Source organism: Proteus sp. FZP2095, from assembly GCF_023701425.1.
GTDB lineage: Bacteria > Pseudomonadota > Gammaproteobacteria > Enterobacterales > Enterobacteriaceae > Proteus > Proteus cibarius.
The window spans coordinates 1,491,399-1,505,502 of record NZ_JAMQBJ010000001.1 but is presented as its reverse complement, the minus strand read 5'-3'; the positions used below and the strand labels follow the sequence as shown (position 1 = coordinate 1,505,502).

Sequence of the window (14,104 nt, the reverse complement as noted above, 5' to 3'; positions counted from 1 at the left end):
AGTAACTTCTGCTAGAATAGAATAAGTTTCTTGTGCGGTAGGAATATTGATTAGGGTGGTTGTTTGAGATATCTCTCGTCCTTTAAAACATCGTTAAAGATTTCCCGCTACCTTTTTCGCATATTAGGTATCATGTTGTGGGCGATGGGTGCATTGCTAACCATGTTTTACCTCATCAATATCTTCAATGATACAAAGTCTGATATTCGGCAAGAGTATAGTAATAACTACACTAATCTCCTTGGTTTCTTTAGACAAACTTCCGGCACCATCCGTGATCTACAATACCTCGCAGAACGTCACCAAGAACAAATTAACTTAAATCCAAACATGAAAAACTCATTATTTTATGAAGGGCCATTCTCACTTCATAAACTTAATGACACCGCAGATTGTGAATTATTTAAAGGACAAACAAACAACTATTTCCGCTCCTTTAACAGTATTTTATATTATTGGAAAGATAACACTCCGGCATTACAAGGGATAAATCAAGTCTTTATGGTTGGCTCCCATAGCATGTGTATGATTAACTTCCCATTGCGCGCATCCCCTGTTGATACTGAAATGTTGAAAAAAATGGTTTACGAAAATACACGTAACTATGTTAATCAACGTGCACAAGGTAAAGAAACTAACCAATATTGGATAGTGCCAGATGCAAAAGGGGATAGTGGCATTTTATATGTTATGTCGCCAGTTTATGCCTCAGGTAAATTCATTGGTCTGATTGGTATTGAAAGGGCTATTCGTCTTGAATATTTTTCTCCTGCCAAAGATAGAGTGATTTCAATTCATCTTCTTAATAGCAGAAATACTACGGTTTTAAGCTATCCAGCAGAAAACAACTATCATACCGTTAAACAGGCTCCTGATGTTAGCGCCCCTTATTTTGGCTTTGATGAAGACTTTAGTGATTTAGTTGCTAAGCGTAAATTATTACCATCATCTTTTAGTGTGGTGTATTCATTACCACTCAAGCAAATTTTAAATGAATTTAAATTCACGATTTTTAATGCGCTGATTTTAAATATTATCTCAGCTATTATGATTTTTATTTTCGTCTGGATCTTTGAGAGAAAAATATTCTCTCCAGCCGAAAATAATGCCTCTCGTCTAGAAGAACACGAACAGTTTAACCATAAGATTGTGGCATCAGCGCCGGTCGGGATCAGTATTCTTAGAATACGTGATGGTATGATCATCTTAAGTAACGAGCTAGCACATAACTATTTTCGTTTGCTTAGTCATAGCGATAAACAAAATATCCTTTCTATTATTGCTGAGAAAAGTAGCAATATGGTCGATGTAGTGACCAATAATCGTAATCATTTGCAAATAAGCTTTGTTAACTCACGTTATCAAAATGAGGATGTGGCTATCTGTGTTTTAGTGGATATTAGTGCACGGGTTAAAATGGAGCGCTCACTACAAAATATGGCGACAGCTGCGGAGCAAGCTAACCAAGCTAAATCGATGTTTTTGGCAACAGTCAGTCACGAATTACGGACACCACTTTATGGAATTATTGGTAATCTAGAATTATTGCAGTCGCTTACACAAAATGATGATACTTCTCGATTACTAAAGACGATGGATAACTCCTCATCGCTATTGCTAAAAATTATCAGCGATATCCTCGATTTCTCGAAAATTGAATCTAAACAGTTAAAAATTGATATTAAGCCATTTAATTGTCGCCAAGTGCTCTCTTTTGTTATTTCTAACTATTTACCTTTGATTGCGAAAAAAGACTTGGCTATTTATTGTTTTATTGAACCTGATGTACCAAAAATTGTAAATAGCGATCCTGTTCGTGTACAACAAGTTATTTCTAATTTATTGAATAACAGTATTAAATTTACTACAACTGGATGTATTACCTTACATCTTTATAAAGATGATTATTATCTCTATTTTGATATTCACGATACAGGGAGAGGCATTAGCGATAAAGCATTGCATGAACTGTTCGAGCCATTCTTCCAAGTATCTCAAAATACAGAAAGTGCATCTGAGGGAACTGGATTAGGTTTGGCCATTTGTGAAAAACTGATCAACTTAATGGATGGGGATATCAGTGTTGTTTCCCAAGAAAATATTGGTAGCCGTTTTACGGTTCGTATACCTCTTTATGGTGCTCTAGAAGGAATTGAATCGTCTTCTAAACAGAATATTTATAAAGAAAGTAATGTTCGTTGTTTTATAGACATTAAAAATCTTTATTTGGAAGGCTTTATTGGTCGATACCTTCGTTACTTCGGTTTGAGCTGTGAATTACTAACTGAAGAAGTGGTGATATCTTCAAACGATTTTATTATTACGGACTACGACCTACCAAGAAAAGATAACTGCCAATTTATTAGGATCAATGAGCATTACTTTGAGCCATCGAAGAAAATAGCTGAAAACGTATGGGTATGCAGTACTTATAAACTAAATGAACTAACAAAAATAATACTGCAACTACCACAAAATAAAGTTGAAGCAAATTGTGTGGAGATGGTGGAGCAAGCTACAGATTGTAGCTTACAAACTTTAACTATCCTTATTGTCGATGATCATCCAATAAACCGCTTATTGTTGACCGATCAACTGAAAAAAATTGGTTTTAATACAGCAACAGCAGAAGATGGTTGTGATGCATTAACGTATTTAGCTAAGAATCATGTTGATATCGTTCTGACGGATGTCAATATGCCGAATATGAATGGCTATCAGTTGGCAACACATATACGAGAAATGGGCAGTGATATGCCTGTAATAGGGGTAACGGCGAATGCGATTGCCGAAGAGAAGCAACGCTGTATTGATGCCGGAATGAATGATTGTGTATCCAAACCTGTTTCACTTTCTATTTTAAGAGAAGTGTTGGTGAAGCATATTCCTAAAAAATAATTCTAGAGTGTGAATGATAAAATGAATAAATAAAGACTAATTTATTAGTCTTTATTTATTTTCAAGCCCAAATAAGGCGAAAAATGATGCATTTAAAAAGCCTTTTGATAGATAAGATAAAACAAAGCAGAGCCATAACAAGATAAATTGCTTAAAAAGTAGGGTAATAAAGCCTCTACAATGCTCTGTGAGCACTGAAATTAATAAGGGTATGAAGAAGAAATAGAAGGATAAATCATACAGCTTAGAAGCGCTTGTGAACAAGGAGAATATTACAAGGGAAAGAAAGAGGTAATCTCAAAAGGAGAGAGGGAGAAAGTAAAGGCTAAAAAGCAGAGAAGCTCCCCAAAGGGTTGAGCTTCCTGATTTTATCGGTGCGACTAAGGTAACTACAGTGAAATTAATCTGGGCCGTTAATTTCCTTATCAATAGTCACTGATGATAAGTAATTAAGTAATGCGATATCGTTATCGACACCCAATTTCATCATGGCTGATTTTTTCTGACTACTAATCGTTTTAATACTACGATTCAGTTTTTTCGCGATTTCAGTTACAAGGAAACCTTCAGCAAATAATCTCAGTACTTCACTCTCTTTTGGTGATAAGCGTTTATCGCCATAACCATTCGCATTGACTTTTTCAAGTAGCTTCGCAACACTTTCAGGCATAAATTTCTTGCCTTTTTGCAGTGCAGCCAATGCTTTTGGCAGATCTGTCGGAGCACCTTGCTTAAGTACAATACCTTCAATTTCAAGATCAAGGACTGCGCTCAAAATAGCTGGGTTGTTATTCATTGTTAGTACGATAATCGACAAATTAGGATAATGTCTTTTAATGTACTTAATGAGTGTAATACCATCACCATACTTATCGCCAGGCATAGACAAGTCAGTAATTAAAGCATCTACATTTAACTTAGGTAAGTTATTGATAAGTGAAGTTGAATCTTCAAATTCACCAACAACATTGACCCATTCAATTTGTTCTAAAGATTTACGAATACCGAATAAAACGATTGGGTGATCATCGGCAATAATAATATTAAGGTTATTCATGTTTAATTGTTACCTTGCTGCAGCAACTGTTGAATCCATTTATCCAGTTGAGTGATACGTTCTTTGATCTCTAATTCATTATGATTTTTTATGTCATGCTCTAAATATTCACAGCTTTCTCTGAGATATTCTAAATCTAACATGGCAAAAACCCCTTTTAGACGATGAGCTGTCTGGGCTAGAGAATGAAAGTCTTTATTTGTTGCTTCTAAGTGTAGTTTTTCAACATCAATAGGAACAGTACTGATAAATAGTTCCTTATAATCACTACCATTCAACTTCTTCCTATAATTATTAAGAATTACTTCGTATTTATCAAGGTTATTATTTTCATCCCAAATACTCTCTTTAGTTGTATCTAGGGGAAATGACTCATTTTCTTCAATTAAATAAGTAATAGCCTCTATTAAAGGATCACCGAAGTTATAGTTACACTTTATTAAATCTTTCGATATTTTTTCAAATCCAACAATAGAGCTCATTAATAATATTGTTGGAGATTCAGGATTATCATTCGGCGTATCCCTAAGTATGATATCGTATTCAGGATAAAGATTCTCTCTATTTTTATCAAAGTATGTAGCGCCATATTTATCAAGCTGTTGGCAGATGATTTTTTCTATTTCAGGGTTTTTTATGGCAAGTTTTGCGTTTATTCCCTCTAATAATACGTTAAAAGTTCGTTCTTCCGTATCTATATGCTGGTATGGGAGTACAATTCGGAAATGAGAACCAATACTTTCTTGACTCTTAATAGTTAATTCTCCCTGTATTTTATTACACAGCAAATGACATAAATAAAAAATGATGCCTGAGTTAGAATAATATTTGTCTCCCATTGCTTGACCTAAGAATGGGTATTTTATATTAGCAATGTCTTGAGGTGTAAGCCCGCTCCCACTGTCAATAATATCAATAAGTATTTCTTCTTTATCTTTATTTTGAACTAAATTCAGATTAACCGTTATCTTTCCATAATTAGTCGTACTAATGGCATAATTAATCAATGATAAAATAATCTTACTTAAAGCAGGGCCATCGTTAATTAAAAGTAAGCCTGGTCTTATGTTATTGTGGAAATAAAGTGTTAGGCCTTTTCTTATCATAAAAGGTGATGCTGTTATCAGAATAGATTCAACTAATGTTGAGAGTTCAAATTCATCCTTATGAACTTTCCATTCTTGATTTTCTAACTTATTAATTAATGTAATATTTTCTATCCACTCAGAAATGTAATTTGTTTTCTCTAATAATAAGCTAAGCAATTGTTGATGAGTATCTTCGGGCAATAACTCTTTGAATTGATAAACCATCTCATTTATATCTTTAATAGGGCGCATCAATTCTAATGACATATTAGATAAAATCTTACGTCGTGCGATGGTGTTTTTCTCATATTCTTGCTGTGCAAGTTGTAATTTTTTATTGATTAATGCTTCGTTATCTTTATTCAGAAATATGAATAATGATGTATTGTCAATATTGTTGTTATTACTGGTTCTTATTTCATAAATTTCGTTGTTGATAGCCGTTTGGATTAAGCCATTATGCTCAACTGCCATTTGGCGGATCTTAGATAAATCGATATGAGGCAGTAATTTTTCCGCATGACTATTACTAATAATCTTATGGTTAGAGGAAAAATTATAGACTAATAATCCTATCGGGAGATTTGAAATGATATCGTTTGTCATCTCTTCTTTGATCCGTAGGTTACGAGTCATAGAGATATAAGGGAAAACGTACTTATTTCGAATATAGATATGGCCAAATATGGAAATAGAAATAAATACCAGAAGGCTGATTAATAACCAAATATTTTTGTAGGTGATCTCTTTTATAATCGATTTCAACGGGTATTCATAAGAGAGTGAATAGGGGATCCCTGCAATAGGTTGAGAAAAAATCAGTGAAGAGCCGTCTGTTGATACTTCAATGCTATTTTTGTCGTAAACAGATTGTTGACCTGTTGGAAGTAGTCTTAAGTAGTGTGGAGACAATTCTGAAGGCAAGAAATTATTGATAGGCAAATCAAACGCCACTACGCTGGTTAACTGACCTGGAACATTAAACATAATGCGATAAGTGTAGTAATAGATGTTTTCTGTAGACATTTTCCTAATAGGAGAAAGACTCTCTTTTTCATCTAATGCCGTTGATTGCATCAATAACTCAGACCGTTTGTTTTCAGCCGTTAATGTTAAATAGCTTTCTTTGTAACGGATCTCTGGCTTAAGCACAGAATGAGTCGTAATTAAGATAAGATCATTCCCTTTACCATTTAGATAATAAAGCGAACTGTAGTCATTACGCACTCCCCAAAGAATTTCGAGTGAGTTTGCAAATCGTTGTGCTAACTGAAAGGTTTGCTCATTGGGTTTGCCGAATATAATGGAATCTACGGTTTGATCTCTGCCTTCAAGCCAAAATACATCAGAACGTAATCTTATTGGATTAAGTCGTAATACAGGGAACGTCGAGGTATCGGTTATTTTATTTGATAGCTGAAAAAGCTGATTAGAGTGGTAACGGTAATCTTCAACTTGTCGAGCAAATTTGTGAGTCGTATTGTTGATAGCATTTTTTTTACTATCTAGCCAAGTGTCAAAATAACTGTAAGCGTATAGAAAAAGTGATATGACCATAAAAAGAAGAAACAGGGCATATAGACGAGTTAGTGTATTTGGCTTGAGTTGGTTCAATGTACGCATTCAGTTTGCGAGCCTTTAAGAGACAATGTAATTAAAAATAGAAAATTGAATAAACAATCACCATTATTCAGTCATTATATTAACAGGTTATCAATTTAAAAGGGATATTCGGATGAACTTTGAGCAAACAAACAAAAAAATCCAATTTTTTTACAATCGGAGCTAGACAGCGGGGTCAGAGATAGGCATAATTCCGCGCTATGGAAGGATGGCCGAGTGGCTGAAGGCAGCGGTCTTGAAAACCGCCGATGGGAAACCATCCTAGAGTTCGAATCTCTATCCTTCCGCCAGAATTAGCCGGCTTAGCTCAGTTGGTAGAGCAACTGACTTGTAATCAGTAGGTCACCAGTTCGACTCCGGTAGCCGGCACCATATAAGAACCCGTTATCTCTTAAGAGATAGCGGGTTTTTTCTTATCTATCATTCTATTTTTCACTTTCCCTCTTATTTATTTTTATTTAATTCCTTTTGGATTACTCCATTTATCTCTCGATATCACTGTGATTTTTTATCTATAGTTATCAAAAATTAACCATTATATTAGTGAGTTAGCATTTTTTAAGCAAAAAGCGTTTGAAGATTGAGCAAACAGATAAAAAAGTCATTTTTTTTACAATCAGGACTAGACAGCGGGGCCAGAGATAGGCATAATTCCGCGCTATGGAAGGATGGCCGAGTGGCTGAAGGCAGCGGTCTTGAAAACCGCCGATGGGAAACCATCCTAGAGTTCGAATCTCTATCCTTCCGCCAGAATTAGCCGGCTTAGCTCAGTTGGTAGAGCAACTGACTTGTAATCAGTAGGTCACCAGTTCGACTCCGGTAGCCGGCACCATATAAGAACCCGTTATCTCGCAAGAGATAGCGGGTTTTTTCTTTGATAAATTTAAATTTTGATTAACTCATGTCATTTGCTAATTGACATCACTTCCCAGTACTTAGTTGTTTCATTTTGGATATAAACAAAGAATTTGCTGTTGATGATAAATATAGCAATGCTTCGGTTAAAGCCTTTAACGAAGCTAAACGTATTTGTAGAGGTTAATTTTCCACTATCTTGTATTAAGAAAAGCTCAAAATATTTGTTTTCTGTTGAAATGCAACATAAATACTGTTTACCTGTGACTGCATCATAAGCAATGCTCATATAATCATAATAATATGCAAAAGTACCACTATCAGCTAAAGGGTCACGGATCAGTTTGCCTGATGGGTGAACTGTTCTTGTCATATATTCTTTATCCTTACTCATGGAAAGTAAGTAAGTATTACCATCAGCATTAAATGAAATATTGGTAGGATAAAATTTATTCTCAGTATCTGAGTCAGTTACTATAAGTTTAGTCATTTTAGTTCTCCTATTGAATGAAGTTTTATTTTTTACTTTTTTTATGGTTTTTAAAATAATAAAATTCAATAGGAACTTTATAAGAAAAATATTGTTTAACAAGTTGATTTTTTTGAATAATAATATTATGGTTCAATGTTATAAAAATATTAGACCATAATATTATAAAGCCACTTTTTATAATAAACTACCAACCCATCACGGACCAATTAAATACTCGGCCCAAAATTTTTACTTCTTCTAATGTAGAACGCTCATCTGGGTAATCAATAGTGTTATAGCTACGGATGATTATGGTGTTATTGGGAAGTCGATGTAAAATTTTGACTCTCAAAAGATCACCTTGTTGAATAGCATAAATACCGCCATCAACAATTTTTGTATGTCCTGTACTGATAGTGACAATTGAACCATCAGGGATAACAGGGGACATACTGTCACCATGAACTTTAAAAGCAACGGCATCACTAGGTTGAACGCCATAGCGATTAAATGTAGAACGAGAAAATCTCAATAACTCCACCTTCTGATTATCTGTGGTACAACTTCCGAAACCGGCAGCTAATTCAATAGTAGTATAGAAGGGGATCTCAACTTCATCTCGTTCTATCGGTGTATTATTATCCCAATCATCAACAGGTGTCATTTCATTGACTGAAACACCATCGTTTCTTTTTGCTCCTCGCCCATATTCTAACCATTCTGCTCGAACATCGAGCCATTGACTTAATGCTAAAATATTCGTTGGATCGGGAATTGATTCGCTATTTAGCCATTTCCACACTGCTGGAGCACTGACTTTTATACCTTGTTCAGCAAGTGCATCTGTAATTCTTTTACCTAACCCACGACCAGCAATCCCTGAATCTAAACAAGCTTCTTGAAGCCTTTTTGTGAACTCCGTTTTATTATCGATTTTAACCATTAGTTAATTTCCTTTGCTGCTTGACGTCACCTTGGTTAAAATATAGCATTAACTATTAGTTAATAAAAGTGCAAAAAGCACAAGAAATTAACTAAATAAACCAAAACAAGAGTGGTAAGTAAAAATCACGTTGAGATAACGCCGTAAAATGCGGGTGATTTAGATGCATAAATGCCATGCCTTGTCGTGGTACATGGATGACCAATGAGTAGTGATAGGAAATCAACAGGAGCATTAAATGAGACTAGCAGACTTACCTAAATATTTTTCACCAAAAAGCATTGTATTAAGTGATGTAAGAACTGTTAAAGCGGTAGATTCACTCTCAGTAACCGATGTAATGACATCAATTAGCCTAGCAACGCGAAAAGGACGCATGGGAATAGAATTGTTTTTAGCTAAACATAGTATTAGTAACCCAAGCGAAGCGATAGAAAGCCTTTACCAATATGCATTAACCCAAGCTTATCAATATAAAGCGATTGATAAACTAACTGAAAACGATAAAGCTAAAGTTTTGCAGGTCATTGCTAATTATGCTTTTCAAGATTACGCAAGAAGTGCTGCAAGTAAGAAAGCGTGTCCTGATTGTAGTAACGGATTTATTGAGGTTGAAGTTTTTACCACTAAAAGCTACACCTCAAAATCGGTTAAAGAGCTTGAGCAAAATCTCAAAGATGATCTTAAAGTTAAACCAATAAATAAGACTTCTTACCGTGAAGTGAGAGAGATAACTCGAGTTATTTGCCCTACATGTAAGGGAAAAGCCGAAATTCGTTTGGCATGTCGTTGTCATGGACGTGGTCAAGTTTTAGATAAAAAAGAGAGTCAAAAACAGAGTATGCCTGTTTTCAAACCTTGTAATCAATGTTTAGGACGTGGATATCCTCGTCTAAAATTCAGCGAAGTATTAGAACAAGTACAAACGGTAGTGAGTGTTTCTAAAACTGTTGCCTACAGTAATTATAAGCCGTTATTTGAACTTTTAGTTGAAGAATGCTTTAAAGAAGAGTCCTTGTCAGAAAAAATTCTTCAAGAAGTAACTTTTAAGTAATAATTTTCTATATTTATTTCTAATTGTAGAAATTAGTTATTGACCTTCAGGAAAAAAAAGCATACTATATCCCCACAGTGAGAGATTTGTATCTAAAGACCTCACAACAGAATATAAAGAGCCTCACTTCGGTGGGGTTTTTTTGTTTCTCGATTTTCTTAACTAATATAAATTAATGATATCTGTTAAATTTTATCTTCAATTAAAGACCACAATGTGGTCTTTTTTTATATTCTCCATTTATCTAATTAGATAAATAAAACATAAAGATACTCATATTAAAACAGTGCTTAAATTTAAGTGCTGTAGATGAGTATATGATTTATTACAGTTCCTCCTATTGGAGGTAAGCCATGAGAAACAATGAAAGAAAATCCAGATCTATGGGAACAGGTATTTATTGTTCTTTCTTCAATGAAAGAGCAAGGAATATCAGCCTCTCTAGCTGGAGGAATGGCTATTCTTCGAGGTTTATATAACGGCGGAGGATGGAAAAAAACCTCTATAGATGGGCTGATGTGTGCAATGTTTGCTTGGTTCGTAAAAGACATCTTAATTTTATTTAATATTAATCATGAGTTTGCTTACTTAGCCAGTGTATTTATTGGCTATGTTGGAGTGGATTCCGTGAGTAAACTCCTTAAAGGGAGAGCAGGAGTTAAAAATGGCTAAAATAGCACGAGGTGAGCGTAATCATAATCCGGGTAATATCCGGCATGGTTCGAAATGGCAGGGATTATCCGTTGAGCAAACAGATAAAGATTTTTGTCAATTTATTTCACCTGAATATGGTATACGAGCTATCTACAAATTATTACAAACTTACCAAAAAAAATATGGTTTAAATACCATTAGAACGATTATTAATCGTTATGCTCCACCTAACGAAAATAATACAGCAGGCTATATTAGCCGAGCATCAAAAGAAATTGGTATTGATGCTAACAACCCAATTAATACACAATTAAAAAATATCACCATTCCTTTAGCAGTTGCTATTGTCAATATTGAACTTGGCTATCAACCTTATTCAGAGAAAGTTTTTGAAGATGCCTGGTTGATGCTATGAATTATTTATCAAAAATAATGCTAATAGCGATTTTATGCTTAGGAATAGTATTACTTTGGTTAATTGATAAAAACAAATCTTTGCAACAGGAATACGACAATATTAATCAATCTCTTATTCAGCAGATTGCAGAAAATAAAGATTATCAATTAAGAATAAATCGGCTTAATCAACTTGATAATCGACATTTACAGGAACTTGTTCATGCAAGAAAAGAAATTGATCAGCTGCGTGATATTAGTAAGCGTGCTCCTGAGCGGGTGTATATCAAAGCAGAGTGCCCTAAAGCCTCAGCCACTCCCACCACCAGCTTGGTTAATGCAAACTCCGCCAGACCTACTGACACCGCTATCCGAAATTATTGGATACTCAGAGAACGAATTGCTCAGTCAGAACAGATCATTTTAGGTTTACAAGATTATATTCGCCAAGAATGTATTAATTAAAAATCCATTTAAGTAATTTATAATAAATAAAATATTTATAAACAAAATGGATTAAATATTTTTAAAGAAAAGGAGAGTTATATTAAGGAGGTGAAATGAAAGATAATGATATTAATATTGCCATTCGTGAACAACTATTAAAACAATTCAAATCAGCAGATATTAATGTTGATGTTATTGCTGGTTTTCAGCCAGAAAAAATACAAGATAATAATATTATTATGTTTTTCCCTATAAAGGAGGTTGGCCAAGGTTGGCAAAAAAGAAATTATAATATTCAGGGTAATAATGCAAATCATAAAGAGCAACAACTGTTTGAATTAACACTTCAGGTACAAGGTTTTATTAAACAACATTCAAATTTAACAGCAGGTGATTTAGTTAGAATGACTCGAATGATTATTAATTCGCTGTCTTTTGTTGAATCAATGAGAAAAGTGGGAATAGGGATACAACGAGCGAGCGAAATTAGACGATCGCCAATAATAAATGCTGGAAATAGCTATGAGCATAATCCTTCATTTGATTTTAATATCACATTTTCCAGCACTTTATCTTTAGACACTGCTGCTACAAATTTACTTATTTCTAATCTATATCGTATTTAAGGATAAATATGTCTATTAAACAAACTCGCTATATTGATATTGCGAGCGCGGTTGTTGGTGCATCGGCTGCACCTATGCGCAAACTTACAGCTCGTATTTTCTCAACAAATCCTAAAATTCCAGCGGGGAAAGTGCTTGAATTTGCCAGTGGGCAAGTGGATGAGTTGCTTGGCGCAGGATCACTAGAAGCTAAATTCGCTCGTCAATATTTTAGTTATGTTAGTCCTGCGCCTATTAGCAAACCTAAAGAGCTACAAATTGCTTCTTTTGAACCTGTAGGTCGGGCACCGACATTATTTGGTACACCAGCAGCAACACTTGATAAATTAAAGCAAATTGAAGAAGGGACACTGAGTTTAACTATTGGTGATGTATCCAAAAATATTACGGGTATTTCACTGACTGAGATTGAGTCTTACGCAGATGTTGCTTCTCTTATTCAAGCAAAACTAAACGCTGAAAGTGAGCCTCAATTTGCAAGTTGCTACGTTACTTTTAATGCGCTTGATGGTGCTTTCTTGATGAGTGGTGGTGTACAAGAAAAAGCGACGATCACTATGGAACATTCGCCTTTAGCTGATGCTATGGGATTAAGTGACGGAGAGGCATCTGAAGGTAATGTTGCACAAACAGCTCTTCAAGCATTTATCGCTGCCGAAGCGATTTCTGATTCATTTGGTAGTGCGACATTCTTAACCGAGCTTTCGGTAGAGCAAAGTGTTGAGCTCGCAGAGTACATTGCAGGTGAAAATGTAAAATATCAGCTCTATTTGTCAGTTCCAGATAAACAAGCTGAAATTTACAGTAAAGCATTAATTGGTACGGCATCAACAGGCTTAAATTTAAAAACAGATGACGGCTTTTTTGTTCAAGCTCTACCTATGGCAATTATGGCGGCAACAGATTTTGATCGCACAAACGCGACTACTAACTATATGTATCGCCAATTTGGTATCACTTTCCCATCTCAAGTTAAGACAGATATTGCAGCTGATCGATTAGATAAATTACGCGTGAACTACTACGGTGAAACGGCTGTTACTGGTACTGATATTAGTTTCTATCAACGTGGTTTTTTATGTGGAAATGCCTCTAATCCATTAGATATGAGTGTTCATACTAATGAGCAATGGCTAAAAGCCTATATTGCACAGCAGTGGTTGAGTTTATTACTTTCAACTCGCGGGATCCCCGCTAATAAAGATGGAGAAGCAAGAGCCATGATGGTTATTGCCGGCGCTGTCACGAAAGCATTAAACAATGGCACTATTCTTACCAGTAAAATGCTGACTGAAGTACAAAAAATCGCAATTACAGATGCAGCAGGTGATGATTTAGCGTGGCACGATGTACAAAACAAAGGTTATTGGTACAACGCTGAAATCGTTGAAGAAACAGGTCCTTCAAATTTACCAGAATACACTATGAAATATGTATTAATTTATGGTAAAGGCGATTGGGTTCGTAAAGTTGAAGGCTCACATAATTTAGTTTAAGGAACAAACAATGAACGATATTTCAGCAACAGGTTTGAGTTTAATTATTCAGGCAAGTAACACATTTCCTGCAGGTATTCCTATTACCACATTTTCGGATGAGGGTGATCCATTAGATTTACCGGCTGTCGATATTACAGCAACCGCAGTAGATATTAATGGTAATTTAGTGAGTTGGTCGGCACCTACACCTCAAACTGTGACAATCAACGTATTAGCAGGTAGCGAAGAAGATGAAAACTTGGCTATTTTGCTTGATGCAAATACAGCAAGACGAGGACGTCGTCATGCAAGCGATATTATTACACTAGTGGCTTCTTATGGTGATGGTTCTATTACCACTGCTCGTAATGGCAGAATTACTAATGGTAGCCGTGGTAATTCAATATCAAACAATGCTCGCCTTAAATCTAAGCAATACACCTTTATTTTCCAAGACTTTGATCGTGTCAGAGCACGTTAATTTTTAGCGTTATTCATTTAATGTAATGGCGA

12 protein-coding genes and 4 tRNA genes are annotated in these 14,104 nt (G+C 35.0%); 12 read left to right on the top strand and 4 right to left on the bottom strand.

Features of this window, described 5'->3' with window-relative positions:
- Window positions 1-63 precede the first annotated feature (63 nt).
- The gene (gene rcsC, locus NBG71_RS07350; RefSeq protein WP_075670686.1) at window positions 64-2,898 is read left to right on the top strand and encodes a two-component system sensor histidine kinase RcsC; all 2,835 of its coding nucleotides are present in this window, start codon (window positions 64-66) and stop codon (window positions 2,896-2,898) included.
- Window positions 2,899-3,298: 400 nt separating this feature from the next.
- Here rcsC and rcsB read toward each other — a convergent pair whose 3' ends face one another.
- Window positions 3,299-3,955, bottom strand: a complete 657-nt coding sequence (rcsB, locus tag NBG71_RS07345; protein WP_006533269.1) for a response regulator transcription factor RcsB — start codon at window positions 3,953-3,955, stop codon at window positions 3,299-3,301.
- A gap of 2 nt (window positions 3,956-3,957) precedes the next feature.
- Complete coding sequence (gene rcsD, locus NBG71_RS07340; RefSeq protein WP_075670688.1) at window positions 3,958-6,666, bottom strand: phosphotransferase RcsD; 2,709 nt, start codon at window positions 6,664-6,666, stop codon at window positions 3,958-3,960.
- A 202-nt stretch (window positions 6,667-6,868) separates the two neighbouring features.
- On the opposite strand from rcsD, the gene NBG71_RS07335 reads away from it, so the two are divergent.
- The 4 genes from NBG71_RS07335 to NBG71_RS07320 all read left to right on the top strand — a co-directional run bounded on the left by NBG71_RS07335 (window position 6,869) and on the right by NBG71_RS07320 (window position 7,498).
- Window positions 6,869-6,956 (top strand) — tRNA-Ser (locus NBG71_RS07335).
- Between the two features lie 6 nt (window positions 6,957-6,962).
- Window positions 6,963-7,038, top strand: a tRNA-Thr gene (locus NBG71_RS07330).
- A 290-nt stretch (window positions 7,039-7,328) separates the two neighbouring features.
- A tRNA-Ser gene (locus NBG71_RS07325) sits at window positions 7,329-7,416 on the top strand.
- Window positions 7,417-7,422: 6 nt separating this feature from the next.
- Window positions 7,423-7,498: transfer RNA gene (locus tag NBG71_RS07320), tRNA-Thr, on the top strand.
- 72 nt (window positions 7,499-7,570) lie between these two features.
- Here the strand turns inward: NBG71_RS07320 and NBG71_RS07315 are convergent.
- Together NBG71_RS07315 and NBG71_RS07310 are read right to left on the bottom strand one after the other, a co-directional pair.
- Window positions 7,571-8,011, bottom strand: a complete 441-nt coding sequence (locus NBG71_RS07315; protein ID WP_075674219.1) for a hypothetical protein — start codon at window positions 8,009-8,011, stop codon at window positions 7,571-7,573.
- Between the two features lie 187 nt (window positions 8,012-8,198).
- Window positions 8,199-8,936 (bottom strand): LexA family transcriptional regulator, encoded by a 738-nt coding sequence (locus tag NBG71_RS07310; RefSeq protein ID WP_075674218.1) that lies wholly within the window; start codon window positions 8,934-8,936, stop codon window positions 8,199-8,201.
- Between the two features lie 238 nt (window positions 8,937-9,174).
- On the opposite strand from NBG71_RS07310, the gene NBG71_RS07305 reads away from it, so the two are divergent.
- From NBG71_RS07305 to NBG71_RS07275, 7 genes are all read left to right on the top strand, one after another.
- Window positions 9,175-9,990, top strand: a complete 816-nt coding sequence (locus NBG71_RS07305) for an antitermination protein Q (RefSeq protein WP_250916727.1) — start codon at window positions 9,175-9,177, stop codon at window positions 9,988-9,990.
- A gap of 363 nt (window positions 9,991-10,353) precedes the next feature.
- A complete protein-coding gene (locus tag NBG71_RS07300; RefSeq protein WP_075674216.1) occupies window positions 10,354-10,662 on the top strand; it encodes a phage holin, lambda family in 309 nt (102 codons plus the stop codon).
- Window positions 10,655-11,059, top strand: coding sequence for a structural protein (locus tag NBG71_RS07295; RefSeq protein ID WP_075674215.1), 405 nt, complete (start codon window positions 10,655-10,657; stop codon window positions 11,057-11,059). Before NBG71_RS07300 ends, NBG71_RS07295 begins: the two co-directional genes overlap by 8 nt.
- The gene (locus NBG71_RS07290; RefSeq protein WP_075674214.1) at window positions 11,056-11,505 is read left to right on the top strand and encodes a lysis protein; all 450 of its coding nucleotides are present in this window, start codon (window positions 11,056-11,058) and stop codon (window positions 11,503-11,505) included. Before NBG71_RS07295 ends, NBG71_RS07290 begins: the two co-directional genes overlap by 4 nt.
- A 95-nt stretch (window positions 11,506-11,600) precedes the next feature.
- Window positions 11,601-12,113, top strand: coding sequence for a phage gateway protein (locus tag NBG71_RS07285; protein ID WP_164530574.1), 513 nt, complete (start codon window positions 11,601-11,603; stop codon window positions 12,111-12,113).
- 8 nt (window positions 12,114-12,121) lie between these two features.
- Window positions 12,122-13,609, top strand: coding sequence for a DUF3383 domain-containing protein (locus NBG71_RS07280; protein WP_075674212.1), 1,488 nt, complete (start codon window positions 12,122-12,124; stop codon window positions 13,607-13,609).
- A 10-nt stretch (window positions 13,610-13,619) separates the two neighbouring features.
- Window positions 13,620-14,072, top strand: coding sequence for a phage tail fiber protein (locus NBG71_RS07275; protein WP_075674211.1), 453 nt, complete (start codon window positions 13,620-13,622; stop codon window positions 14,070-14,072).
- The last annotated feature ends 32 nt before the right edge of the window (window positions 14,073-14,104 follow it).

Excerpts from the sequence above, each read along its gene's own strand:
- rcsB (WP_006533269.1), bottom strand. The coding sequence starts at position 3,955 with ATGAATAACCTTAATATTATTATTGCCGATGATCACCCAATCGTTTTA.
- NBG71_RS07305 (WP_250916727.1), top strand. The coding sequence starts at position 9,175 with ATGAGACTAGCAGACTTACCTAAATATTTTTCACCAAAAAGCATTGTA.
- NBG71_RS07315 (WP_075674219.1), bottom strand. The coding sequence starts at position 8,011 with ATGACTAAACTTATAGTAACTGACTCAGATACTGAGAATAAATTTTAT.
- NBG71_RS07275 (WP_075674211.1), top strand. The coding sequence starts at position 13,620 with ATGAACGATATTTCAGCAACAGGTTTGAGTTTAATTATTCAGGCAAGT.
- NBG71_RS07310 (WP_075674218.1), bottom strand. The coding sequence starts at position 8,936 with ATGGTTAAAATCGATAATAAAACGGAGTTCACAAAAAGGCTTCAAGAA.
- NBG71_RS07290 (WP_075674214.1), top strand. The coding sequence starts at position 11,056 with ATGAATTATTTATCAAAAATAATGCTAATAGCGATTTTATGCTTAGGA.
- NBG71_RS07300 (WP_075674216.1), top strand. The coding sequence starts at position 10,354 with ATGAAAGAAAATCCAGATCTATGGGAACAGGTATTTATTGTTCTTTCT.
- NBG71_RS07280 (WP_075674212.1), top strand. The coding sequence starts at position 12,122 with ATGTCTATTAAACAAACTCGCTATATTGATATTGCGAGCGCGGTTGTT.
- NBG71_RS07285 (WP_164530574.1), top strand. The coding sequence starts at position 11,601 with ATGAAAGATAATGATATTAATATTGCCATTCGTGAACAACTATTAAAA.
- rcsD (WP_075670688.1), bottom strand. The coding sequence starts at position 6,666 with ATGCGTACATTGAACCAACTCAAGCCAAATACACTAACTCGTCTATAT.
- NBG71_RS07295 (WP_075674215.1), top strand. The coding sequence starts at position 10,655 with ATGGCTAAAATAGCACGAGGTGAGCGTAATCATAATCCGGGTAATATC.